At 40.8% G+C, this 25,637-nt stretch carries 22 protein-coding genes and 1 pseudogene; 20 read left to right on the top strand and 3 right to left on the bottom strand.

The window, feature by feature from the left end; genetic code table 11:
• The first annotated feature begins 676 nt into the window (after positions 1–676).
• The 8 genes and pseudogenes from B9Z54_RS06960 to B9Z54_RS06930 all read left to right on the top strand — a co-directional run bounded on the left by B9Z54_RS06960 (position 677) and on the right by B9Z54_RS06930 (position 10,531).
• A complete protein-coding gene (locus B9Z54_RS06960) occupies positions 677–1,696 on the top strand; it encodes an EAL domain-containing protein (protein WP_113927724.1) in 1,020 nt (339 codons plus the stop codon).
• 356 nt (positions 1,697–2,052) lie between these two features.
• Positions 2,053–5,133, top strand: a complete 3,081-nt coding sequence (locus tag B9Z54_RS06955; RefSeq protein ID WP_113927723.1) for an efflux RND transporter permease subunit — start codon at positions 2,053–2,055, stop codon at positions 5,131–5,133.
• A gap of 113 nt (positions 5,134–5,246) precedes the next feature.
• Positions 5,247–6,329, top strand: a complete 1,083-nt coding sequence (locus B9Z54_RS06950; protein ID WP_113927722.1) for an SDR family oxidoreductase — start codon at positions 5,247–5,249, stop codon at positions 6,327–6,329.
• 124 nt (positions 6,330–6,453) lie between these two features.
• The gene (locus tag B9Z54_RS06945; RefSeq protein WP_113927721.1) at positions 6,454–6,918 is read left to right on the top strand and encodes a hypothetical protein; all 465 of its coding nucleotides are present in this window, start codon (positions 6,454–6,456) and stop codon (positions 6,916–6,918) included.
• Between the two features lie 345 nt (positions 6,919–7,263).
• A complete protein-coding gene (locus tag B9Z54_RS06940) occupies positions 7,264–8,463 on the top strand; it encodes a DUF5667 domain-containing protein (RefSeq protein WP_113927720.1) in 1,200 nt (399 codons plus the stop codon).
• Between the two features lie 160 nt (positions 8,464–8,623).
• Positions 8,624–9,375 (top strand): annotated as a pseudogene (gene sigI / locus B9Z54_RS06935) (RNA polymerase sigma factor SigI).
• Positions 9,372–9,491, top strand: coding sequence for an anti-sigma factor domain-containing protein (locus B9Z54_RS24725; protein WP_162785120.1), 120 nt, complete (start codon positions 9,372–9,374; stop codon positions 9,489–9,491). Before sigI ends, B9Z54_RS24725 begins: the two are co-directional and overlap by 4 nt.
• A gap of 104 nt (positions 9,492–9,595) precedes the next feature.
• Positions 9,596–10,531 (top strand): anti-sigma-I factor RsgI family protein, encoded by a 936-nt coding sequence (locus B9Z54_RS06930; protein ID WP_162785119.1) that lies wholly within the window; start codon positions 9,596–9,598, stop codon positions 10,529–10,531.
• A gap of 51 nt (positions 10,532–10,582) precedes the next feature.
• Here the strand turns inward: B9Z54_RS06930 and B9Z54_RS06925 are convergent, their stop codons facing one another.
• Positions 10,583–10,774 carry an alpha/beta-type small acid-soluble spore protein gene (locus tag B9Z54_RS06925; RefSeq protein ID WP_113927718.1) on the bottom strand — a complete coding sequence of 64 codons (192 nt, stop codon included), beginning with the start codon at positions 10,772–10,774 and terminating at the stop codon, positions 10,583–10,585.
• Between the two features lie 177 nt (positions 10,775–10,951).
• On the opposite strand from B9Z54_RS06925, the gene B9Z54_RS25225 reads away from it, so the two are divergent.
• Positions 10,952–11,128, top strand: coding sequence for a hypothetical protein (locus B9Z54_RS25225; protein WP_205207686.1), 177 nt, complete (start codon positions 10,952–10,954; stop codon positions 11,126–11,128).
• Complete coding sequence (locus B9Z54_RS25220) at positions 11,118–11,261, top strand: hypothetical protein (protein ID WP_205207685.1); 144 nt, start codon at positions 11,118–11,120, stop codon at positions 11,259–11,261. Before B9Z54_RS25225 ends, B9Z54_RS25220 begins: the two co-directional genes overlap by 11 nt.
• A gap of 265 nt (positions 11,262–11,526) precedes the next feature.
• Here B9Z54_RS25220 and B9Z54_RS06920 read toward each other — a convergent pair whose 3' ends face one another.
• Entirely contained in the window at positions 11,527–13,284 is a 1,758-nt protein-coding gene (locus tag B9Z54_RS06920; RefSeq protein WP_113927717.1) for a B12-binding domain-containing radical SAM protein, read from the bottom strand.
• Between the two features lie 350 nt (positions 13,285–13,634).
• Positions 13,635–14,687: an acyltransferase family protein gene (locus B9Z54_RS06910; protein WP_113927715.1), complete on the bottom strand. Its 1,053-nt coding sequence runs from the start codon at positions 14,685–14,687 to the stop codon at positions 13,635–13,637.
• Between the two features lie 266 nt (positions 14,688–14,953).
• Between B9Z54_RS06910 and B9Z54_RS06905 the strand changes: the two genes are divergently transcribed.
• The 10 genes from B9Z54_RS06905 to B9Z54_RS06860 all read left to right on the top strand — a co-directional run bounded on the left by B9Z54_RS06905 (position 14,954) and on the right by B9Z54_RS06860 (position 25,251).
• Positions 14,954–17,119, top strand: a complete 2,166-nt coding sequence (locus tag B9Z54_RS06905) for a PAS domain S-box protein (protein ID WP_113927714.1) — start codon at positions 14,954–14,956, stop codon at positions 17,117–17,119.
• 20 nt (positions 17,120–17,139) lie between these two features.
• Positions 17,140–17,586, top strand: a complete 447-nt coding sequence (locus tag B9Z54_RS06900) for a methylated-DNA--[protein]-cysteine S-methyltransferase (protein WP_481747783.1) — start codon at positions 17,140–17,142, stop codon at positions 17,584–17,586.
• Positions 17,587–17,812: 226 nt separating this feature from the next.
• Positions 17,813–18,397: a DUF2087 domain-containing protein gene (locus tag B9Z54_RS06895; RefSeq protein WP_113927712.1), complete on the top strand. Its 585-nt coding sequence runs from the start codon at positions 17,813–17,815 to the stop codon at positions 18,395–18,397.
• 211 nt (positions 18,398–18,608) lie between these two features.
• On the top strand, positions 18,609–18,806 hold the full coding sequence (locus B9Z54_RS06890; protein WP_113927711.1) for an aspartyl-phosphate phosphatase Spo0E family protein: 198 nt from the start codon (positions 18,609–18,611) through the stop codon (positions 18,804–18,806).
• A gap of 511 nt (positions 18,807–19,317) precedes the next feature.
• Positions 19,318–20,265 carry a phosphate/phosphite/phosphonate ABC transporter substrate-binding protein gene (gene phnD, locus B9Z54_RS06885; protein WP_113927710.1) on the top strand — a complete coding sequence of 316 codons (948 nt, stop codon included), beginning with the start codon at positions 19,318–19,320 and terminating at the stop codon, positions 20,263–20,265.
• A gap of 122 nt (positions 20,266–20,387) precedes the next feature.
• A complete protein-coding gene (phnC, locus tag B9Z54_RS06880; RefSeq protein ID WP_113927709.1) occupies positions 20,388–21,161 on the top strand; it encodes a phosphonate ABC transporter ATP-binding protein in 774 nt (257 codons plus the stop codon).
• On the top strand, positions 21,158–21,964 hold the full coding sequence (phnE, locus tag B9Z54_RS06875) for a phosphonate ABC transporter, permease protein PhnE (RefSeq protein WP_113927708.1): 807 nt from the start codon (positions 21,158–21,160) through the stop codon (positions 21,962–21,964). The genes phnC and phnE (B9Z54_RS06875) overlap by 4 nt, the downstream gene beginning before the upstream one ends.
• Entirely contained in the window at positions 21,964–22,761 is a 798-nt protein-coding gene (gene phnE / locus B9Z54_RS06870) for a phosphonate ABC transporter, permease protein PhnE (protein WP_113927707.1), read from the top strand. Before phnE (B9Z54_RS06875) ends, phnE (B9Z54_RS06870) begins: the two co-directional genes overlap by 1 nt.
• 435 nt (positions 22,762–23,196) lie before the next feature.
• On the top strand, positions 23,197–24,771 hold the full coding sequence (locus tag B9Z54_RS06865) for a bifunctional metallophosphatase/5'-nucleotidase (protein WP_113927706.1): 1,575 nt from the start codon (positions 23,197–23,199) through the stop codon (positions 24,769–24,771).
• A gap of 21 nt (positions 24,772–24,792) precedes the next feature.
• Positions 24,793–25,251 (top strand): MarR family winged helix-turn-helix transcriptional regulator, encoded by a 459-nt coding sequence (locus tag B9Z54_RS06860; RefSeq protein WP_275887794.1) that lies wholly within the window; start codon positions 24,793–24,795, stop codon positions 25,249–25,251.
• Positions 25,252–25,637: the final 386 nt, after the last annotated feature.

Genomic DNA, 25,637 nt, shown 5'->3' with positions numbered 1-25,637 from the left:
GAGGTCTCAAGGAGGCTTCTAGAGGCCCCGAGAATCTTGAAAATAGCAGGGAAGAGGTCTCAAGGAAGCTTCTAGAAACCCGATAATTTTGAAAATAGCAAGGAAGAGGTCTCAAGGGAGCTTTTAGAGACCCAAGAAACTTGAAAATAGCAGGGGAGAGGTCTCAAGGAGGCTTCTAGAGACCCGAGAATCTTGAAAATGGCAGGGGAGAGGTCTCAAGGGAGCTTCTAGAGACCCGAGAATCTTGAAAATGGCAGGAGAGAGGTCTCAAGGAAGCTCTTAGAGACCCAAGAACATTGGAAATGGCCGGGAAGAGGTTTCAAGGGAGCTTCTAGAGACCCGAGAATCTTGAAAATGGCAGGGGAGAGGTTTCAAGGAAGCTTTTAGAGACTCAAGAGCATTGAAATTTGCAAGGGAGAGGTCTCAAGGGACCCGAGAATCTCGAAAATCACAGGGAAGAGGCCCAAAGTAAGCTCTTAGAAACCCAAGAACTTTCAAAACAGCAGGAAAGAGCTCCCAAGAAAGCCATCAAAAACCAAAATTCACCACCCAAACAAAAAATAATCAATATTCAAGGGAACATATTATGTCTACTCACCACATTAATGATAGACTGAAATAGGTAAAAAGTAATAGATTGCACATTTAAAATTGACTGGACAGGAGAAGAGTGCTGATGGAAAACACATGCATTAATTGCGGGATATCGATTTCTTTCTATGAACGAGGGTTTTTGACGGTCCAAGGGGAAACAGGACTTAATATTGGCAGCCTCTCCTTTTCAGGGGAACACACGTCAACGCATACATATCAATTTAGTTTCAGGGAATATAATGAATTGATGATGATGCTGCAGGAATTGGAGAGAGTTGTGTCGGGGAACTCCTGGAGAGCTGGAGTTTCAGCGAGGCGCCAAAATATCAGGATGATTCCCTTTGCAGATTTGAAAAACCGGATGGACAAGCGCGATGAAGTGGAATTTATTCAAAGTGGAGAATTGGTTAGCTATTTTCAACCTATAATTGAGTTGAAGAATGAGGAGCTTTTTGGGTATGAATCGCTGTTAAGATCCGGAGACCAAGAAAAGGATATTTCACCGGGAGCTTTATTTCAAACAGCGGATGAAACAGGGCTTCATTCATTTTTAGACCAAAGGGCACGAGAGACGGCGATCAGATGCAGGAAAGATCACCTCCAAAGAGGGATCAAAAGCTTTATTAATTTCCTTCCCTCTACAATTTATAATCCGGAATTTTGCTTGCAGCATACCTTTAGTTACGTAGAGAAATATAATGTGGACCCTGCTGATCTTGTCTTTGAGGTGGTGGAAACAGAACGGATAGAAGATGTAGAACATTTGAAAAAGGTGTTTGAGGTATATAGGAGAGAGGGCATGAAAGTGGCACTCGATGATGTCGGTGCAGGATTTTCAACCTTGGAAATGCTGAGCCAGTTGAAACCGGATTATGTGAAGATCGATCGTTCTTACATTAAAGATTGTGACCATAACAAAGGTAAACAGTCCTTCCTGAAAGAGGCAGCCCGCATTTCCAGGGAATTAGGAATTAGTGTGCTGGCGGAAGGCATTGAAAGAAAAGAAGAGCTTCAGTATTGCCAGTCGTTGGGCATAGATCTCGGGCAGGGATTTTATATTGGGAGACCAATGAGAGAACCCAAAGTTCCAGTTATGGTTTAATAGTAATCTTTTGAAGGGGCATCTTAAGCCTCTTCTTTTTTATGCTTTTTAACAGACTCTGCAGACGCCAAAACTGGAAACCATGCATGCAAGCTGCAACCTGATTCAGTAAATGCCATTTCCAGTCGGCCGAACTCCCTCCTCATTCACCTGCAAATCCAGGTATTTCCCCACCAATTACGGAGGTATTATTTGGTATCTTTTTCTAGTTTTTTTCCGATACTAAAAACGCTTAGAACACTTGAAATGCTAAAATGTTGATAGTCCATGAGACAAGAATTATAGTAAGTGTAACTAAAGAAATCAGCCGTAGTTTGTTACTAAGGCTGCCCGTTTGTCAGGGAAGGAGAAAATGAATGAAATTAAGCGATTTTTCTATTAGGAGACCGGTTTTTACTATTGTTACAATGTTTTTGATACTGATTTTAGGCGGGGTCTCACTTTTGAGGATTCCTCTTAAACTCATACCTGATATCAATCCGCCGGTTGGCGTTGTCGTTACTACCTATGAAGGTGCGAGTCCGACTGAGGTAGTTGAAAAGGTGACAAAACCGCTCGAAGATACCCTGGCCACCTTGCCTGGAATCAAGAGCATCCAATCCACCTCAAGGGAAGGCTCAAACTTTATCTTGCTGGAGTTTTCCTGGACAACCTCCATAGATGAGATACAAGATGAGGTCCTTCAAAGGTTGAATGGAGCACCTCTTCCGGATGATGCACAGGATCCTCGTTTCTTAAAATTTGATCCATCTCAGTTTCCGATCATCCAAGTTTCGATAAAGGAAACAGGAAGCGGGGAGAACCTGCAGGATCTTGCTCAGGATTTGGAGTTGGAATTGACAAAAGCTGAAGGGGTAGCGAGCGTCAATGTTTCTGGTGTCAATGAACAGGAAATAGCCATCGACCTGGAACAGGATGAGTTGAAAAAATTCGGACTGACCCAAAGTGATATAGTCAACAGCATAAGGGCCAACAACATCACTACGCCGGGGGATACCATTACAACTGGTGAAAAAACTCTTACGACACGGGTTGTTAGCCAGCTGGGAGATGCAGAGGAAATCGCCGGGCTTGTAATCGGTAAGAATCCTCAAACTGGTGATAATATAGCCCTGGAGGATGTCGCGAATGTAGAACAACGGGCACAGGAGAGTAACACCATTACAAGAGCAGACAGACAAGATGCTGTCCTTCTTAGTGTCCTCCAGGAATCTGATGCCAACACTGCAAACGTGTCCACTGCTTTCCAGGAGAAGCTGAATCAGCTGCTGGAGCAGGAACGTTATCAAGACATTGAGGCAGATATCCTTTTTGACCAGGGAGATTATATTAAGGACGCCATTGGCAATATTGCGATGTCGCTGGTCCTTGGGGGAGCATTTGCCATGCTCGTATTGTTTTTGTTCCTGAAAAATATTAAAAGTCCGCTGATTATCGGAGTGGCGATTCCTTATTCCGTTATTGTGACTTTTGTTTTAATGTATTTCGCAGATTTCGCGCTGAATATCATGACTCTTGGTGCGTTGGCATTGGGAATTGGAATGCTTGTGGATAATGCGATTGTGGTGATTGAAAATATTTACCGCCACCTTTCCATGGGGAAGGATTCCAAACAGGCAGCAAGAGATGGTGCGAAGGAGGTCGCGGCGGCCATCACAGCTTCCACCTTGACGACGGTTGCTGTTTTCCTGCCAGTTGTATTTATTTCAGGGTTGATTGGACAGTTATTTACAGAGTTTGCATTAACGATATCATTTAGTTTATTCGCCTCATTGGTTGTGGCCTTAACAGTCATACCAATGCTGGCAAGCAGAATGTTGAAAACACCTAAAGGAAACCATGAGGCTATTAGAAGGCGTTCCAAATCCATGAATTCTTTCGAGAGGAGCCTCCATTGGTCGCTGAAACATAGATGGGCGGTTCTTTTAATTACTACTATCTTCCTGGCGGGAGGGGCATTGGGTCTTACGACAGTCGGCACCCAATTCCTGCCTCCGACCGACGAAGGCTTCTTCAATATGAACGTTAAGCTGGAAAATGGTTCTTCCTTGGAAGAAACCAATAGTGTCGTGGAAGCAATAGAAGATGAATTAGAAAAAGAGGAAGCGATTGACGTTTATGTTTCATTGACTGGTACGAATCAGGAGCAATCATTCAGGGGGCAGTCAAACAGGAACATTGCTGAAGTGTACGTCAAGCTGAAGCCTTTGGAAGAACGTGATATTTCCGTATTTAAACTGGTTGATGACTTAAAGCCCCGTTTGGAGGATGCCGCACTTTCTCAAAATGAATCAGCGAGTATCGGGTTTAACCTGCAGTCGACATCAGGGCAGAGTCCCCAGACGCTGACGTTTAATGTGAGAGACACTGACAGTGCTAGGCTGGAAGAAGCGGTTGGAAAAATTGAGGAAGGGCTTCAATCTGCTCAATATGTAACGGATGTGGAGACAGATCAAAACGAGTTGATTCAGGAAGTCCAGATGAAAGTTAATCGTGAAGCTGCTTTGGAAGAAGGGCTTACGCCGGCTGGAATAGCACAGACAGTCAACGATATTACCAGGGGAGTCCCTTCAACTCAGATTGTAGCTGAGAATGATGATGTTTATACGGTTTTTGTACGATATGACAGGGAGATAACGGAGAATCTTGACAGTTTGAAGAAACTTGAATTACAGAATGCGCAAGGAGAATTCATTGCGCTTGATGAAGTGGTGGATTTCAGTATAGAAGATGGACCTGTCAGCATTCAAAGAATAGACCAGCAGGGTTCTGTGGAATTCACTTTAAAATATTCATCAGAGACAAACCTTGGATCCATTTCTGAAATTGTTGATGAAGAGATTGCCTCCCTGGACCTTTCTCAAGAGACTGAAGTTGTATTTTCCGGCGACAGAGAGCTGCTGGAAGACTCAATAGATGATATGATACTTGCCATCGCGCTGGCGGTCATTCTTGTATATATTGTGATGGCTGCTCAGTTTGAGTCATTCAAATATCCTTTTGTCATCATGTTCACTGTACCTTTGATGGTCATTGGTGTCGCGTTGGCATTGACAATTACAAGGACACCGATAAGTATATCCTCTGTCATAGGGGTCATTGTTCTTGCTGGTATCGTTGTAAACAATGCGATTGTGATCGTGGACTATATCAATCAGAAGAAGGAAAGCGGTATTGACAGCTATGAGTCCATAGTTGAAGCTGTAAAGGACAGGGCGAGACCTATCCTTATGACTGCTTTGACGACGATTCTTGGACTGCTTCCCCTTGCATTGGGAATCGGCCAGGGAACCGAGATCAATCAGCCAATGGGAATCACGGTCATTGGGGGACTGATCAGTTCTACCCTCTTAACACTTTATGTCATCCCGGTGGTTTACAGCCTCTTTGATAAAAATACTAGAAGAATGAAGAGAAGAAGAAGAGCATATAAATAGAGCAAGAAGTTTCTGAGGAAGCAGCCTCAAGATTGGACAATGGCCATCCGTTCATTCTTGAGGCTGTTTTTTTGAATTGAAGTATTAGAATAGTATGAAAAAGGGGCGGGGAAATGGCTGATTACTTCTTTACAGGGTTTCCGGGATTTATTTCAATAGAATTGATCAAGGAGATGATAAACGATCAAGATATCTTTTATTGTCTTCATATACCTTCCATGAAAGAAAAGGCAATCCTTGAGGCAAATAAGATTGAAAAGGAAAAGGGAGTCAGCAAGAGAATCATTCTTGTCGAAGGAGATATCACTAAGGAAGGATTGAATTTGCCATCATCTCTACGAAAAAAATTACAGGAGGAAATTGAGTACGTTTGGCATTTGGCAGCGATATACGACTTGTCCGCTGCCTATGAGGATGCCTATAAAGTGAATGTAGCTGGCACGGAAAATATCAACCGTTTCTGTTTAGAGCTTCCCCATTTGAGAAGGTATGTTTACTTCAGTACGGCTTTTATTGCCGGAAACAGGGAAGGCAGGCTCTTGGAAACAGAACTTATAAGACCTTCTTCCTTTCACAATCACTACGAAGAAACTAAATTTGAGGCAGAATGCCTTGTGGATCCACTTAAAGAAAAACTTCCTGTCACCATACTTCGTCCTGGAATCGTGAAAGGAAGATCAGATACAGGTGAAACAAGCAAGTTTGACGGACCATATTTTATTATGAATATGTTTCATCGTCTGTCATTTTTACCATTCATACCGGCTATAGGTGAAGGCCAAAGTTATGTGAATATTGTTCCGGTTGAATACATTACAGGTGCTTCAATCTTTCTGGGACATTTACCTGAGGGTATTGGCCAAACCTATCACTTAACGGACCCTCATCCTTATCAAGTAAAAGACATTTACAGTTCGATCCTTTGGGAGTTGAATAGAAAAAAACCGGCAGGAAAAATACCGCTTTCATTGGCTTCTGTCTCATTAGGATTTTCACCAGTCAGAAGATATTTAAAGGTTGAAAAAGAAGCACTTGATTACTTTTCTTGGAATGGATCTTTTGACTGTTCATTGGCATTGAAGCATTTAAGCTCCTCAGGAATTGCCTGCACTGACTTTCTCGAAACACTCGGGAGCATGGTTAAGTTCTATAAAGAGAATCGTGATGATCCGCAATATCATGTGGCGGTGGATTAGAAATAGAAAAAGGATTAAAGAATCTTCTTCTTACCTATGTAAATGTAAATAAAAGTAATAAGAGTTCCATCTCTGTGCAAACTATGGATAGCGAAACATTTTGGAGGAGATGGAATGAGAGTGGATGCATAATAAAACGATAAGTAAGCTCGAAGCCATCTTGTGGAGTATAGCACTTCCAGGTTTTCCGCAACTTTTAAAAAATTCAGTCATTAAAGGCATATTTTTTGTAGCCCTGGAATTTTTAATAAATGTCCAGAGTAACTTTAATGAAGCTATCCGTCTGAGTTTTCTAGGAGAAACCAGATTATCTGCACAAGTGATTGATTACCAGTGGCTAATGTTCTATCCATGTTTATATATGTTTGCCATGTGGGATGCCTATAAGAGTGCCGAGGGGGAAAAAGGCCAGTATGCTTATCTGCCCTTTGTTTTCACCGCTTATACCGTGACTACAGGACTGATGGTATCTCCCAAAATCTTTATTAATGAAGTCTTCATAGGCCCGATTTTCTTTCCGATGCTTTGTGTATTGCCGGGTGTCGCGGCAGGGCTGTTTCTTAAATATGTGTTACAGCGATCTACCTGATAGTGAGTGGAAGATGAAAGGATACTCAGTTATGAAAGAGCTGAAATTCTAAAAAAATGGCAGCAAAAACTACAGCCCCTTATGACAGTAAACAGACCTTTTGCCTGAATCAGGCCTAAGGTCTTTTCTTGTTGTTCCTTTTTAAATATGGTTATGAAGGCTATGCGTATTAACATGGGTCCGAAGAATTTCTTAATGAAGTAATTAGCCTACTCGACAATCCAACTATCGACCCAAATGATCTAATCTAAATAAAAAGAATATTATTACCCCCACAAGCCCTTGGATATTTCCGTAACCTTGTAGTGAAGCGATCGCTCGAAACCAATCTATGAGGTGAACACATTGTCGAAATATTCAAAAGTAACGAGAACGTCATTAGCTATTCTCGCAGCAGGAACTTTTTCATTCTCAAGTACGCTTGCGCATGCAAACGGAAATGATACCGAAACACTGGAAAAAGTTGATTTCCAAGAAGTGACTGAAGAACAATCCGATATCATTTTGAATGATGAAGCTGTTAATGATTCAGTGCAAGAAGAATTGGAATCTTTGGAAGAAGTAGAAGAGTCCCCATCGTTGGTGCCGGGAGATTTCTTTTATTTTGCCAAGCTTGCATTAGAAAAAGTGAAGCTTGCTTTTACCGCGGATAATGTGAAAGAAGCCGAATTTTTAGCCGAATTTGCTGCGGAGCGCCTTGCAGAAGCTCAGGCCTTATTCGAAGCGGGCGAAGAAGAAGAGGCGATAGAAGCAATAGAAAAAGCACTTGAAAGAATGGAAGAGGCTCAAACTCAGGAGGAGTCTGCTGTCGAAGAGGAGAAAGAAGTAACCGAAGAGGACAACCAGCTGGACGAAGTGATTGAAGAGGACGTTGAAAAGGACGATGAAGGAGAGCAAGAAGATTCCCTTGATGAGGTGGAAGAAATGATGGCGCAAAATATTGCTGCCCTTAAAGCGGCGATGGAAAAAGTGAAAAATCCTGCAGCAAAAGCAGCACTTCAAAAGAATATTGAAAAAAGCTATGCAAAACTCTCCAAAAAAATCGCAAAGTTAACAGAAGAAAAGGCAAAAGAAGAAGCTTATCTTGAAGAAGAAACTGAAGCAGTAACGGAGCCTGAAACTGTTGAAGCGGAAACTATTGAAGAGAAAAGGGAAGAACCTGCAGTTAAAGAGGGGATAGCGGAAGATTCTGCAGAGGACATTGAGGCTTCAACTTCAGTACCTGCAGTGAAAAAGGCAGAAAAAGAACAGGAAAAAATGCAGCGCAAAGAAGCAGCTGCACAGCAAAAAGCTGAGAAAGAGAAAGTGAAAGCAGAACGTGAAGCGGAAAGAGAAAGACAAAAAGCAGCGCATGAAGCAGCAAAGGAAAAAGTGAAAGCAGCAAGGGAAGCTGAAAAAGAAAGACAGAAAGCAGAACGTGAAGAACAAAAGGCTGAGCGTGAGGCAGCAGTAGTGAAAAAAGAACATAAAGATAAGAAAGAGCATAAAGAAAGTAAAGAAAAAGGCCATGGTAATAAAGAGAACAAAGGGAATGGCAATCATTAACAATATATAGAATTTAACTGTACAGACATTAGTCAAGGATGGCTGCCTCTCTCTGCTGAGTTGATCCTCCGGGATGAAAAGAGGCAGCCTTTTCCATACTCATTTGCCTTCAGCTTTTCTTTTAACATGATATAATTAAGGCCGGAGTGGGGTGAGGCTGATGCTGAATATATTATTGATCTTTTTGGCAAAAAAGAATAAAAAAGAGACATTGGAAGCTTTCGCAGCCCTAATTCAAAACGGGAACGAAGAATTATTGAATCAGGTGCTGGAAGATTATAAACCATATATAAAGAAAACAGTGTCTTCTGTGTGCAAAAGGTACATATTTGAGAGTGATGATGAATTCAGCATTGGTCTTATAGCCTTTCATGACGCTATTTACAAATATAACAGCGAGCGCGGAACGTCGTTTCTGAGCTTTGCAGAAGTGATTATAAAAAGAAAAGTCATTGACTATATCAGAGTCAATAGCAGGCATCAAAACATCAGTGTGGATGCAAATGCCGAGAGTGATGAAGGCGAAACCTGGAACACAATTACTGATGCATTGTCATTGGAAGAGTATACGAGGGGAAATGAAGCTGCAGATAGAAAAGAGGAGATTGCAGCTTTTACAAAAAATTAAAAGATTATTCTCTCAGTTTCGATGACCTGGTAAAAAATTCTCCTAAACATGAAGACGCAAGAGTGAATGCTATTTCTATAGCTGAAATAGTGGTTTCCACGCCTTCTCTTTTAGAATACTTGCAGGAAAAGAAGAGGCTGCCGATTAAGCAGCTGGAAAAGCAAGTGGGTTTCAGCAGAAAAACCATTGAGCGAAACAGAAAATATATTATTGCTATTTCCATTATCATCATGGGTGATTTTCATTTTTTAAAGGATTATCTAAAAGGGCGGATGAAACAATGAAAAAAGGGATTGTTATGGAGGTTAAACCCAATACGATCATCATGATGACTCCTGAAGGCGAGTTTGTCAAAACAAAAAACAGCCTTCTGTTCAATATGAAATTGGCGAGGAATTGACCTTTTTTCCTCAATTCAATGAAGGAAGCAGTCCTGGCCTTTTTCAAAAACTGAAAGAGAGGCTTCGTGTTAAACCTGTTCTCTCTGGGGCGGCAGCATTACTGATGCTATTATTCATTATTCTTCCATTTTCAAGTGCGCCAGAGGTTTATGCTTATGTTTCAGTCGATATTAACCCGAGTTTTGAATTTAGCATAGACCAAGATCAAGAGGTAGTTGATGTTAAAGCTTTCAATGAGGAAGCCCAAAAAATGCTGCAGCAAATGGCTGATCCAGAAGGGAAATCCATTATCACTATTACCGAAGAGATAATTGACCTGAGCTCCCAAGAGGGCTATATGGATGTAGAGAAAAGGGTAACCCTCACGACTGTTTTTACAAAAGAAGCAAAAACGAAGGATATTAGCTCCATTGAGAAAGCAATTAAAGAGTTCTCAATGAAAAAATTCAAAGAAGACACTGTTGATATTTCTTTAATCGATTCCAGCTTTGAAGTAAGAGATGAAGCGGCAAAAGCAGGTATGACCTCCGGACAGTTAATAAATCAGAAGGAAGAAGCGCTTAAAGAGAAAGAGTCCGAGGAAGTAAAAGAAAAGAAGCCCGTTTCACCACTGAAAAACGAAGAACCCAAAAAGGACTCTGGTAAAGAGAAGCCTGAAGAAATACCGGCGGCAGCAGCAGACAAGAGGCCGGAACATGTAAAAGAAAAACAAGCAGAGAAAAATAAAGGGAAGTCACATCCTCAAAGTGATAATACCAACTCCACAAACAGAGCTGAAAAGAATAAGGACAAGCATGATAAGAAAAATGGCAATGGAAATAGACCTCCTGCTTCAGATAAAAAGCATTCCAATCACCCTGAAAAGCAAGAGAAAAACGGCAATGGCAGCAACGGCCATCATAAACAAGAAGAACAGCAAAAAGATAATCGGAAAAAGGAAAATGAGCAGAGAGAGGATAAACGCGAACGCCAAGATCACCAAGATCACCAAGATCACCACGATCACCCCAAAAACAAGGGTAAAGGGAATGGAAACTAAAAACAAGGCTTGCCAATTGGCAGCCTTGTTTTTTATCCACTCACTATTCAATTATTGACCTCTAAGTTGAGTTTGAGCTTGTTTTACAAGACGTTTAGTGATTTCTCCGCCTACAGAGCCATTAGCGCGGGAAACTGTATCAGAACCTAGTGTAACTCCAAATTCCTCAGCAATTTCATACTTTACCTGGTCCATGAATTGTTCTACACCAGGAACTAATAATTTATTTGAATTTCTAGCCATTGTGGATTCCCTCCTCAAAAAAGTATTTTGTTACTACTGTTATCTTCTCTCGGATATAAAAGAAAATGTGTGGTAATTTTTCGCATGTCAGTGTGCGGAGAAGAACTCTTCAAACTGCATGAAAAAAGGGAAAAGGAAAAACTATAATTTATCCATATGAAAAAGGAGCTGACCATCATGGCTAAGAGAAAAGCTGAATTCGATGCTGCAGATATAAACAACAAAACTCCGAGAAAGAATCTGGCTGAGCAGAAAGACTTCAGTGCTGAGTTTGCTCAAGACGAAAATCCGGCAAAAGGGAAAAACAGAAATTCAAAACATGGAAGAGAAGGCAGGATGAATAATGAAAGATAACCGTGAACCTAAATCATCAGAAAAGCAAGATTTTCAAGAAGAATTCGGAATGGAATTTGGTGATTTCAATGCTAGCAAACATTTTGAAATTCCGGAGGCAAACAAGAAACAAGAAGACAAGAAAAAGTGCTGAGCGCAGTATTGGAAGTATAGAGGGATATCGAAGAAGTGTGGATATATCAGAATGACAGACCGAAGTTCTCTTCAATATGTTAAAGCACTAAGGGGACAGTGCGCCACCCCAGCGGCGTTGCCCACCTTGAACTGAGATCAAAACTCTTTTTGGGACCTGAAGCGAAAAAGGCAGAATCGTTGTTTGAAGTTAACGATTCTGCCTTTTTAAGTTTTTGTCGGACATTTTCACTGGCTTCGTCCATTGACGCTATTTTGATTTAGAGCTAATTTTGTTCTTGTAATAGTGTAGTCTCATCAGCAGTAAAGAGCTGAGCAGCTCCCGTGGCAGGGTCATAATAAGCCAGAAGGCAGCATGGGTCCGCTTCAAATCCTGAATCTCCCGGGGTAACAGGAAGTTTTTCAAGAAGAGTGTGTTTATGGAGATCCTTCTCATTAAGCCCCAAATCACTAAAGCGGCTTCCGAAAATAGACGGGTCTCTAAGGATCATCTGGTAGATGTCAGAACGGCTGCGTTTATCCAGCTGAGAATGCCACCAGGCTTTTCTTGGCTTATAGCGCTGATTTTTTAAATAATCGTACTTCATGATCGCTTCGATGGTTGGAAGTGATTCCGGATTATTCACCGAGAGGAATTCATGAAGCCTCTTAAACAAGTCCTCAAGCTGGTGGCCGATTCTGGACCATCCCCGCGCCTCCCAATATGAACCGAAGCTTTGGAAGAAATCAAAAGGCGTCTGGAACACATGCATAACCAGATATTCAATTGTTTGATCCATACGGTGGTCATTCCAGTACTTTTCCAATACATCTTCCACTTGCTTGATCCTTACAATATCGTCAAAGCTGAGGACATTATTACCCAGGATTTCATAGGGAGCATTATCCATATAGATGTAATCATGCTTATTGGCATTGATCCTTAAACCAGTCCCGCGGAGCATTTTTAAGAAGCCAAGCTGAAGTTCTTCAGGTCTCATGGCAAAAACATCATTGAATGTTTTTCGGAAGGATTGGTAGTCTTCTTCGGGCAGCCCTGCTATTAGATCAAGATGCTGATCGATTTTTTTTCCCTCTTTAACCATGGTGACCGTTCTAGTAAGCTTGCTGAAATTCTGTTTTCTCATGACGAGGTCGTTTGTCTCATCATTGGTTGATTGAACTCCGATTTCAAATCGGAATAATCCCGCTGGCGCCTCATTATTTAAGAATTCGATTACTTCAGGACGCATTATATCAGCCGTAATTTCAAATTGAAACACTGTTCCAGGAAGGTGTTCATCAATAAGGAAACGGAACATTTCCATGGCATAACTTCTGCTGATATTGAAGGTCCTGTCAACAAACTTAATCGTCTTTGCTCCATTTTTCATAAGAAATCTGATATCGTCTTTGACTTTTTCTCTGTCAAAATAGCGGACACCTACTTCTATGGAGGAAAGGCAGAATTGGCAGCGGAAAGGGCAGCCCCTGCTTGTTTCAATATAAGTGACACGTTTAGAAAGGTCATTTAAGTCTTCTTCAAACCTGAACGGGGAGGGAAGCTCTCTTAAATCAAGCTTATTTCTTTGAGGGTTGATTTTTACTTTGCCGTCCAGTAAATAACCGATTCCATTCACTTCATCCCAATTTTTATCGCCATAAATCTGTTCCAGTAAAGTTTTAAACGTTTCTTCCCCTTCTCCGATTACAAAGAAATCGACTTCAGGCAGCCGTTCAATCCAATAAGGGACATCATATGAAACTTCAGGGCCCCCGAAAATAATGACCGTTTCAGGAGAGATTTTTTTCACCATTCTCACCACGGCTATCGTTTCTTCAATATTCCATATATAACAGCTGAATCCAATCACATCGGCATTTCGGGTATAGAGATCAGAAACTATGTTCATCAGGGGATCTTTGATGGTATATTCCGAGATTTCGACAAGGTGCTCGGGCTCTGCAAATGCCTTTAAATTTCTGATAGCCAAATTCGTGTGGATGAACTTGGCATTTAGTGTACTTAAAACAGCTTTCTTCATTTATAAACTCCTTTATAGGTAACTATTTCATGTGAATTGTGCAGCTCATTTGAAGACCACTGGTGTGCTATGGTCTGTGTATCACCAAACGTACTTTAACATTGTACCCAAGCATGGCCCCAAACTCAATGTTATTCAGTATTTTGTCCTATTTCCAAAATATATGAAGGAATTTGGAAGAGAGAATGAGAATATGTATAAAAATAGAAGACCGGCAGCAGCCGGTCTTGGTTTTGTGTGAAGCAGTATAAAAATTTTTATTTTTGGGGTATGAACACCTTTGTTCATCGTGGTTCCTTTATCCCATGAGGTGACAATCCGAAACCCGCTGACCAATGAGCTTTCGCTTTTCAGTATTTCATATCCTCGGTATATTTCTTTTTAACAGATTTAAGATCTTTCAACAGGCGGGAGAGTTTGCTGGTTTTCAACTCTATCAGCGGCTGTGTCAAAGAAGTCAAAGGCCTGCTGGATAACAGTATGGTCAGCATAAATGATGCGCCTATTAAAAGGAATATCGACTGAGCCGGAGGCAGGAGGTCCGTATAAGGGCTCTCTCTGAAGAATTTAACGAAAAAGCCGTGTATCAAATAAACATAAAGTGTGCTTGCGCCCCATTTAGTAAAGAAATGCCTGCTCTTAGGAACGAGTGAAAAGAAGCTGAGAGCCATGATGATATTTAAGAGATATACACTCGACCTTGCCAGCGGGCTGAAAAGGTCTTTCCCTCCGAGCTGCTCATATGATTTGGAACCCAGAAGCCACTTATCTGAAAATTCGGGGACCATAAACATGAAAATGAATACAGCGGCCGGTATGACGACGGAAACAATTCGAAATCTATTTGTCTGGAGCATAGAAAAGTGCTCTTTTTTCAGATAATAACCCAGCAGGAACAATGGAAAAAAGACAAATGTTCTGGAAAGGCTCAGGTAGTTAGACACGTTATCAATAAACCCGATGCTAATCCCGATAAAGAAAGCTATGAATAAAGCGTGATTCCTGGTAAACTTCCACTTCCTGACAAAGAGATAAAGCAGGACGTTCCAACAGAACAAGCTCAGCAGAAACCACAGTGACCACTGAGGGTTATAGATATCGATAGTCAAGCTGTTCTTGTTGTATAGGAAGTAGTAATAAATTGAATAGATTACCTGGAACAGAAGGTATGGCAAGATCAGTTTCTTAAATAATTTTGGTATATAGCCTTTTTTGTAAAACCCTTTTGCAAAGAACCCTGAAACAATGATAAAGGCGGGCATATGGAAGGTATACAACGTTTTATACAATGCCAAAACATATGGATCGTTTTCAATAAATGAACGAAGAAAGTGGCCGAATACCACCAGGAAAATCAGGATAACCTTGGCGTTATCAAAGTAATAATTTCTTTTTGTCTGCATGTTGTTCACCAACTTAGAAGTATTTGGAAGAAATCACTAAAAGATATTTTTGGGATTTTATGTCAAATGATCCTTGTAGAGAATAGACAGTAAAAACTTCTTCATTACAATACCAAAAATATAACTAAAAAATACCCTTCCACCCGTTTCTTAAACTATAAATAACTGAATCGATATATTCTGAAATTGACTTGTAAACTCATTGACACAGAAGAAAGATACTATTATTAAAGGTATAGATGCAAGGTAAATAGGAGGAAAGAGTAATGACCAACAAACCAGTACACAAAACTGATGAAGAACTAAGTTCAGTGGATAAGATAGATTTCAGGGGGATTCTGGCTGCATCTCCTAACCCGATAATGATTGTTGATAGTGATTTGACAGTCATTGAATCCAATTCATCAGCATTGGACCTGCTGGAAATGGATCGAACCAGTCTGCTTCATCAGTCGTTTGTCCGTTTTTTTCAAGCGGTTCCATCTCCTATCCTTTTACAATATGAAAATGCGGTGAGGGAAGGAGGGGAAATAGAAGATGAGACGCTGATGACTACGGCAGCAGGGACAATCAAGCACATTGAATTAAAAATAACCAAAATCAAACATAGTGATTATGCTTTCTTTTTTCTTAGAGATATAACGAGTGAACGGGAAAAGCAGAGAAATGACCACATGAATCTGCACATGCTGAATAATATCTTTCAGCAGGCAGCAGAAGGAATCATCCTTTTTGATAAGGAGGGACATATAAAAGAAGTCAATCAGGCATTCTGCAAGCAGGTGAATCTACAAAAAAGAGATGTACTCAATAGAGGGGTCTCATCTTTCATTCCCGAAAACTTTCACCATAAAGTTGTGAAAATCAAGGAGCTTCTTGATTCAGGAAGACAGGCGCGTGGGGAGATGCCTATCAACCACTCTGAAGGGATATCAGTTGTTGAGTTCACCACCACCCCATATGTGAATCATGAGCTTCATATGGCCATCTTGAGGGATATTACAGAAAAACGGCAGATGGAAATTCAGCTGAAACGGAGCGAAGAGTTGTTTAAAGATCTATTCGAAGAAGCGATTGATGCTATCGTCCTGTGGGATCAAGATGGAAGGATGCTTCGTGCCAACCGTTCCGCTTTAAAAATATTCGAGTGCACCCTTTCTGAAATATTGACAAAGAAGATTGAAGACTTTGTGTATCCATTGGAAATGGATAAATTCGAATCTGTTACCCATGAGCTGAAAGTGAAAGGGGCTGTCCGCGATGAGGTGTTGTTCCTTATGCCAAACAACCAATTGAAGCATCTGGAATTCACCTCAAAGCTCCACTCTGTTGATGGATATAATATGACGATTTTCAGGAATGTTAGTGAGAGGCATCAGATGGAGAAGAGCCTCAGAGAAAGCGAAGAACGATTCAGGAAAATTTTTGAGGGAACTCTCGATGGAATGGTGCTTACCAACCACTCAGGCCAGGTGGTCGATGCCAATCCGGTAGCCTTGAAAATTCTGTCAATAGAGAAGGACAGACTGATAGGAAGTGATATTAAGGATATTTTCATGATTAAAGAGAATGAAGATGATGAATATCACCAATATCAATTGAAGTTAAAGGAAGACGGCCACGCCAACTATATTAAATTGATCAAAATTGATGAGGAGCGGCATCAGCATCTTGAGCTGTCTTCCAAGTACAATTTGCTTTCCAACTTGAATTTAACGGTTATAAGAGATATAACGGAAGAAGTGGAACTGCAGGATCAGCTTAGAAAATCCGACACGCTTTCTGTTGTCGGAGAGCTTGCAGCCGGAATTGCCCATGAAATCAGAAATCCCATGACTGCGCTGAAAGGGTTTATCCAGCTTCTGGAAAGCAGTATGGGCCATGACCATGAAATGTATTTCCAAGTCATTAAATCAGAGCTTCAAAGGATTGATTCGATCATCACTGAGTTTTTAATATTGGCAAAGCCCCAAGCTGTGCAATATCAAGAAACAGACCTGTCAAGAATAATGAAGGATACTCTGGAGCTTTTAAATGCGCAGGCAGTGATGCATAATGTACAATTCAAGGAACGATATGACGGGTCTCTTCCTGCTATGTTTGCCGAACCAAACCAGTTAAAACAGGTCTTCATTAATATAGTAAAGAATGCGATAGAAGTGATGCCAAAGGGTGGAACCATTACCATTTCAATATCGAAAAAAGATGAAAACATGGTGAGGATATCCATATCTGATGAGGGAATCGGGATACCGAAAGAAAAAATCAAGAAACTCGGGGAGCCTTTTTACACAACCAAAGAAAGGGGAACCGGGCTTGGCCTGATGGTAACCTTCAAAATAGTGGAAGAACATGAAGGTATCGTGGAGGTGGAAAGTGAATTAGGGAAAGGGACAACTTTCCACATCGATTTTCCCAGCAAGAAAGGATGAGATCATTGAAGACGGAAAGCATGGTAGTATCAAGTCCCATAGGAAACTTAAGGATTACAGCAGAAGATGAATGCCTCACGAAAGTAGAATTTGTTACTGATCCAGAGTCACAGAGTCAAAATGATATCCTTAAAGAGACTTCGGTGCAATTGGAAGAATATTTTTCTGGAAGAAGGCAGAATTTTAATCTGCCCCTGAAGCTAAAGGGAACTCCTTTTCAGGAAAAAGTGTGGAAATCCCTCTGTGAAATTCCTTTTGGAAGTACACGCACCTATAAGGATATCGCAGACGGGATCGAGCATCCCAAGGCTGTCAGGGCAATTGGACAAGCCAATAAGGCGAATAAACTGCCAATTATTATCCCCTGTCACAGAGTGGTCGGTAAGAACCGCACACTGACTGGCTATGCCGGTAAACAGCTGGACAAGAAGGAAATACTGCTTCAGGTTGAAAATATAAAGTTATAGTGAGTGAAGTCTCAACGAATGTTGAGGCTTTTTTTTGTTCTTTTACAGAAGGGGCTTTTTATATTCCAGCATAAAGCAGAAAACGCAGCTGAACTGGGTAATTCGTTCAGTCATGCTGATGCGGGCTTAATACTCCATTAGGTAAATGTCTCATTAAGATATTGACAAACTAATCTATTTAGATAATAATCAAATTAGATGAATGTCGAATCTATAGGAGGACAGCATGCAGCTCGATAAACAAGTTTCTTTTCATAAAACAATGGGAGATCCAACGAGGCTGAAAATTATTATGCTTCTAAAAGAAGGGCCTCTGCATGGCTTAGCTATCGCGGGCAAGCTGGGTCTTACAGCACCCACCATTTCGCATCACTTGACAAAATTAAGGGAAATCAATCTTGTCTATTCTCTCAGAGACAAAAATTCGCTGTATTACCATTTGAACAAAAAAGTCATACAGCACCATGCCAATGTGCTTTTGAATATGGCTGAAGAAAAGAAAGGAGATGAAGTAGAAATGGAAAAACGACAATTGGAAAAACAAAAGGTCCTGAATAACTTTTTTTCTAATGACGGAACTCTCAAAGGGATTCCTGCCCAGAGGAAAAAGAAACTATTTGTATTCGAGCATCTTATGGAAGGGCTTAAGCCGGGCATAAAGTATGAAGAAAAAGAGATTAATGAATACATAAAAAAATTCCACGATGATTATGCCACAATCAGAAGGGAATTCATCATTAATCATTATATGTATAGAGAAAATGGCATCTATGAAGTGAACCCAGTGGAAATGTGGGCATCCATCGATTGACTTTGGAGATTCCCCTGTTCCTTGAAGTAGAACGGGGGATTTGTCGTATTTCGTCATATTGAAGCTTCTCCGACAAAAAAGTCTGGAGGATTTTGTCTTGTTTTAGCGATTCTATTTACTTTTATATCTGAAGTTGGGATACTTCAAAAGTACATAAATTTATGAATGAGAATTCAATGAAATTTCATAGAGAAGAAAGGTGAGAAATTCAATGACAATTCCATTTGATAAAGTCTGCGAAAAAGTTATCCTATACAGAATCGCTAAGAAGCAAAAAGCAATGCTTCAAATAGGTATAGAGTATGGATTGAACGATTCCAGAACTGTTAAAAGCAGCCAGGAACTGGATAAGTTGATCACTAAATATCAAGAGATGAATTATATAAAAAGCGCTGAACAGCATCCATAAAGAGTCCCTGAATAGGGGACTCTTTATTTGGGCGGGATGAAGTATTTCTATGATTCTGAGTCAGAATATAACTAAGTTTCTCTGTCAGGCTTAGTAAAAGTGCCGTCAATTGCGTTTGCAGGGATTACGAGGCTGGAGGACGACCCACGAAGTAATAATAATAAAACTGGTGGATGTCAGCTTTTAAGCAATAAACTAATAGCCGCATTGAAAACAACAGCAGCTCCCTTATTGATTTTTATCTTTGGTTAAGTACTTAATGGAAATAGCTAAATTACTCTTTTTAAACAGCTTTTCTCATTATTTTCTGTAAAGCAAATATGAAGACTATGTAAAAATGCATCATAATAACTACTGAAAAAAGTATTTTTCATACATTTAAACCTAAAAATCGACTAAAAGTATAAAGAAATTGTAAAAAAAATCAAAATAGTATAGCGGAAATTACAGTTGTAAGTCATAATAAATTTGTAACGTGATAGAAATAGTTTTCTAGGGAGGAAAAAAGAGAATGAAAAAGTTTTTCAGTTTTATGCTAGTACTTTTGATGGCTGCAGCACTAGTGGCTTGCGGTACGAACAATGGCAATAACAATGCTTCAAATGAAGGAAGCAACGGTGATGGTGATACAGCAGGCCAGGAAACACCAGATAAAATCGTTATGGGCTTTGTCCCTTCTCAGGACTCTGAAACAATCGCGGATACTGTTCAGCCTTTAGCTGATCGTTTAGGTGAAGAATTGGGAGTAGAAGTAGAAGGAAAAACAATGACTGATTACACTGCTCTTATTGAAGCGATGGGTTCTAACGAAGTACAAGTTGGATTCATTCCGGCGTTTGGTTATGTTTTGGCAAACGAGCAATACGATGTTGAAGTCATTCTTAAATCAGTTCGTCATGGCAGCGGTACTTATAAAGCACAATATGTAGTAAAAGCTGATTCTGGAATTGAATCTCTTGAAGATCTTGAAGGCAAAATCTGGGCTTACCCTGATGCTGCATCCACTTCTGGATTCTTATTCCCTGCAGCACAATTGATGGAAGAATTTGATATCGAAAGTGCTCAAGCATTACAAACAGAATTTTTCTCTGACGGAATCCAAGCAGGCGGACATGATTCAGCAGCTATCGCTGTATATGAAGGTGACGCTGACGTAGCAACGACTTTTGACGATGTTCGTACTACTTTAACTGAAGAATATCCTGATATCGAGGAAAAACTTAAAGTCATCGGACATACAACTGATATTCCAAATGACACAATCTCCGTTACTAAAGAACTGGATGATGAGTTCCAACAAAAAATTAAAGAAGCATTCCTTTCTTTCAACGAAGATCCGGAAATGATCGAAATTATGAACGAAGTATACAGCTGGGATGAAATCACTGAAGCAAGTGATGAAGAATACCAAGTGGTTAAAGATACTTACGAAAAATTCAAAGATTCTATTTCTTTCTAATATAGGATCTTCAACTTAATAGAATTGCAATCTAGGGGGAGGTTGCTTCCCCCTTTTTCATGTCTAAAATATGCACTTATATTATATTATTCTATTTTTTCAGGATTGAAGGGGGTCACATCATGATTGAGTTCAAGGACATTTCACTAGTTTATCCAAATGGTACCAAAGGGCTGAAGAATGTCAGTGTCAAAATAAATGAAGGTGAATTTGTAGTGATCGTTGGTCTATCGGGAGCAGGGAAATCTACATTCATTAGAAGTATCAATAGACTGGTTACACCGACAGAAGGTGAACTCTTGGTCGACAAGCAGAATATTTTAAAGTACAAGGGCGGGGACTTGCGCAAGCTTAGAACAAAAGTAGGCATGATCTTTCAAAATTATAACTTAGTCAAACGCTCCAATGTATTGAAAAATGTTATGGCTGGTAGATTAGGGTATACCGGTACAGTGCGTTCCGTTTTTAATCTATTTAAAAAAGAAGACCTCGCGCTTGCCTATGAAAGCCTAAAGCGTGTCAATATAGAGGAAAAACTATATAATCGTGCAGATGAACTGAGTGGCGGACAGCAGCAAAGGGTAAGTATCGCCCGTGTTCTTACCCAGAAGCCTAAGTACATTTTAGCTGATGAGCCAGTCGCTTCATTGGATCCTCCCACTTCCCATCAGGTGATGACTTACTTGAAGAAAATCAATAAAGAAGATAATATCACGACGATCGTCAATCTTCATTTTATTGACATGGCAATGGAATACGCTGACCGGATCATTGGTATGAGGGCTGGTGAAGTTGTATTTGACGGACCGGTTTCTGAAGTAACGGAAAAAACCTTTGAGGAAATTTATGGTCGTGCGATTCGCGAAGACGATTTGCGCGGAGGTGTGGAAGAGTGAAGCATGTTCAGGAAAAAGGAACTTTCTCGCCTTCTCTTCTTCCTGGAAAGGCGAAAGCACGGCTGTCTGCCATCTTTGCAGTCATAATAGGTTTTTATATTTTAAGTACTATCAAGACGAATGCCACTTTACCTGACTTAATAGAGGGGATTCCGAATATGGGGAGAGTTATAGTGAAATTCTTCCCTCCTAATTTTGAAGCATTTCAGCATATAGTAGAACCGATGGCTGAAACTATCCAGATGGCAATTGTAGCCACAACGATAGCGTCAATCCTTTGTATTCCATTAAGCTTGCTGGCTGCCCAGAATATTACTACCAATAAGTTTGTATATACCTTTGTCAGGAGTATTTTGAATATCCTGCGTACCATTCCGGATATGGTCCTGGCTGTCATTTTTGTAGGGCTGTTCGGTATAGGGATCTTCCCAGGTATCGTTGCATTGATCATATTCTCCTTGGGCATCCTTGCAAAATTAATCAGTGAAACCATAGAATCTGTTGATATGAATCCAATTGAGGCAATGCAGGCGTCGGGAAGCAATACTCTGCAAAGTATTTCCTTCGCGCTTGTTCCGCAGGTCCTTCCTCAATTCACATCATTCGTTTTGTATGTATTCGAGATTAACATAAGGGCTTCTGTTGTACTGGGCCTTGTAGGAGCTGGGGGTATCGGGCTGGTGCTCAGTCAGCAGCTTAAGTTCTATAACTACCCTAATGCGATGTTGATTATCTTGGTCATCTTTGCAGTGGTGGTCATCATTGAATATATTAGTACGAAAATCAGGGAGGCGATTGTATAATGGAAATGGTACTGCCTCCTAAGAAAAAACGTTCGCCTGCCAGCGTTATTAAAAAATGGGCCATTTTCCTGGCAGTAGTCCTTATATATGTCTGGACTTTCATGGGTATCGATATAGATTGGGGAAGGGCATTGGAGCGGATGTCCAGTAATTTCACCAGGGTCATTCCTAAGCTTTTCGATCCTGATTGGGGTGCGATGGGTAAGGTATGGACAGCGATGGTGGAAACATTATATATTGCCTTTGCCGGCTCTTTAATGGCTGCCATCTTAGCAATCCCCCTAGGCTTCCTTGCAGCCTCCAATATGACGAATAGCAAGGTGCTTACCACAATTGGCAAATGGATTCTGAGCGCCATCAGGGCCTTTCCAGACTTGATTCTGGCCATTCTTTTTGTCGTAGCGGTAGGTCCTAATCCTTTTGCAGGGGTCCTGGCCATTGCAATCGGTTCGACAGGAATGCTGGGTAAGCTTTACTCGGAAGTACTGGAATCAATTGATTTCAATATAGTGGAAGCCATGGAAGCAAGCGGAGCAAACAAAATCCAGATCTTATTTCATGGAATCATTCCGCAAATCATTCCAGAGTTTCTTTCTTATGCTATCTACCGTTTTGAAATTGATGTGCGTGCGTCTACCATTCTTGGTATTGTAGGGGCAGGAGGTATCGGAACATTAATCCAGTTTGCCCAGATGAACAGAAACTGGGAACAAATGGGCTTGATCCTTCTTGTCATCATAATTGTGGTTACTATCATTGATTTTGTTTCTTCAGCAATCAGGAGACGAATCGTTTAATGTTACGGCTGTCCATGAAGGGTCATACCTTGGGCAGCCTTTTTACATTTTATAAGGCTCTTTTCGTAAACTTTGTGGCTAATTAATACTCATTCCCGAAAAAACAAACTTAATTCACCGGAATAACCTAGTTAACAAGATAAGAAATGAGATGCAATCCCCAATCAGAATGAATACCCTTAGTATCCATGGGAAAACCGGTTCTTGGGATTTTTTCGAAAGCAACAATTTTTGCGACAACAGCCTTTTATAAAGACTCTCTGCAGTTGAAGGAGATCTTCGGAAATAAAAATAGACTGGAGAAAATCATAAACTCTATGAAAAGAGCTCTAACTTAAACCATTATGAGGCATGTTTGACAATGGCGATCATGTATATGGTACAATCCGCAGTGAAATTTGATACAATATATTTATGAGAGAATGCTGGAGGTAAATGATGTCACATATTACAGTAACAATATTAGAGACAAGTGATGTTCATGGGAACATATTTCCTGTTAATTATGGAACGAACGAAATTCAGCCTCTTGGTCTGGCCAAGGCGGCAGCGATCATAAAAAGATTCAAAAGTGAAAATGAACATGTTTTGACAATAGATAATGGTGACATCATACAGGGTACACCTCTTACCTATCACTATGTAAAGTTTATGGGTGACGAACCCAATCCCATGGTTGAAGTACTTAACCACCTTCAGTATGATGCAGCCGTAATCGGGAATCATGAATTCAACTATGGTCTCCAAGTCATTAAAGGAGCGGCGGATCAGTCATCTTTTCCTTGGCTGTCAGCTAACATACTTGATAACTCCAGCGGATTGCCTTACTTTGGAACGCCCTACATTATAAAAGAGTTTAATAATGGATTGAGGGCAGCAGTACTTGGTGTGACCACTCACTATATACCCAATTGGGAAAACCCTGAGCATATCCATGGACTGGTTTTTGATGATGCTTTTGAAGCAGCGAAATTTTGGGTGGACCATATTCGAAAAAAGGAAGAACCCGATATTCTAATTGTTTCTTATCATGGAGGATTCGAAAACGATCCGCAATCAGGAAAACCGACTGAGCCTCACACCAGTGAGAATCAAGGATACAGGATGTGTACAGAGATACAGGGAATCGATGTACTTTTAACCGGACATCAACACCGCCAGTTAACAGGAACAGTTAACGGTGTCCTGATTTTACAGCCTGGGTTCAATGGGGAATATGTTGGCAAGGCGGATATAGTCTTGGAGAAGAGTACAGGACGATGGAATATAATCGATAAAAAATCAGAGCTTCTTCCAGTAGGCGTTGAAGAAGAGGATGAAGAAGTCCTCCAGCTGGTCAATAAGTATGAAACTTATACCCAGGAATGGCTCGATCAGCCGATTGGCTTTATAGAAGGGGATATGACCATTTCAGACCCGGTTCAGGCCAGAATGGAGGAACATCCGCTGGTCGAATTTATCAATGAGGTGCAGATGGATGCCCTGGGTGTGAAAATCTCCAATACAGCATTATTCAATAACTCTGCAAAAGGGCTTCCCAATACTGTCACCATGCGGGATATCGTTTCAAATTATGTATACCCCAATACGTTAACAGCAATCGAAATCAGCGGTAAAGATATGAAGGAAGCACTGGAGCGGTCCGCTTCATATTTTCTGGTTGATGAAAGTGGAGAAGTTATTATTAACCCTGCATTTTCAGTACCGAAGCCTCAGCATTACAACTATGACATGTGGGAAGGCATTCAGTATACAGTCAATATCAGCAAGGAGATCGGGAGCCGGATTGAAAATCTGGAGTACAACGGCAACCCTGTTGATATGGAAGGAAAATATGAAGTGGTAATGAATAATTACCGTGCAGGCGGCGGGGGAGAATATCCAATGTTCAAGAACCGTCCCATTACCAAATCGAGCCAGATTGATATGACGGAAATGCTGGCGAACTACTTTCTAAAACATAAAACGGTGAAAGCGGCTGTTAACCATAACTGGAAAGTAGTAAAATAGGTACAACTATATTAGAAGGAAATGATAGCTATGGAAGACAGAAAAGATATTGAACAATCATTGAAGCTGTTTATTGTATTATCACGTGCCTTTAAGGCAATCAACGAGGATGTCCAGGTCTTTATCCAAAATAATGGTTTGAATATGACTGAATTTGCCGTTCTTGAACTGCTATACCATAAAGGTGATCAGCCTCTTCAGCAAATCGGCGGAAAGATCCTTCTGGCAAGCGGCAGTATCACCTATGTGGTCGACAAACTCGAGAAAAAAGGTTTGATCAGGCGGGTGGCCTGCCCTAATGACCGCAGAGTGACGTACGCCCAAATTACAGAAGAGGGAAAAGATTTCATTGGTGAGTTATTTCCACGCCATGAACAGCAGATTCACAAGCTCATGTCCGTACTTGATAATGAGGAAAAGGATACAGCAATCGAACTCCTGAAACGTGTGGGGTTATCCATTAAAGACCTGTCTTATTAGGAGAGTTCGAAGTCAGCCATGAAAGATTAAAAATGAGGTACTTCCCGTTGGATTGGGAGGTACCTCTTTTGTTAAGGGAATTTTTAGTTATGGTGTTTACATTCAGCTGCAGCTCCTGAGGGACAGTACCCACTGGAACGGACTTAGCCCCTCGGGGTCAAATAACCCGAAGCGAATAAAAGGGAAAGCGCCTTTTTTTCTCTCCGGAACATTTGCCTGTCGGGACTGTTCAAGGCGCTTCCGCTTTTGTATCGTCCAGCTGCAGCGCCTAGCCCCTCGGGGTCAAATAACCCGAAGCGAATAAAAGGAAGAGCGCCTTTTTTCGCTCCGGAACATTTGCCTGTCGGGGCTGTTCAAGGCGCTTCCGCTTTTGTATCGTCCAGCTG

This window comes from Bacillus sp. P14.5 (assembly GCF_003316765.1).
Classification (GTDB): domain Bacteria; phylum Bacillota; class Bacilli; order Bacillales; family Bacillaceae_B; genus Rossellomorea.
The sequence above is the reverse complement of the archived record's forward strand: the minus strand, read 5'-3'. Positions and strand labels throughout refer to the sequence as shown.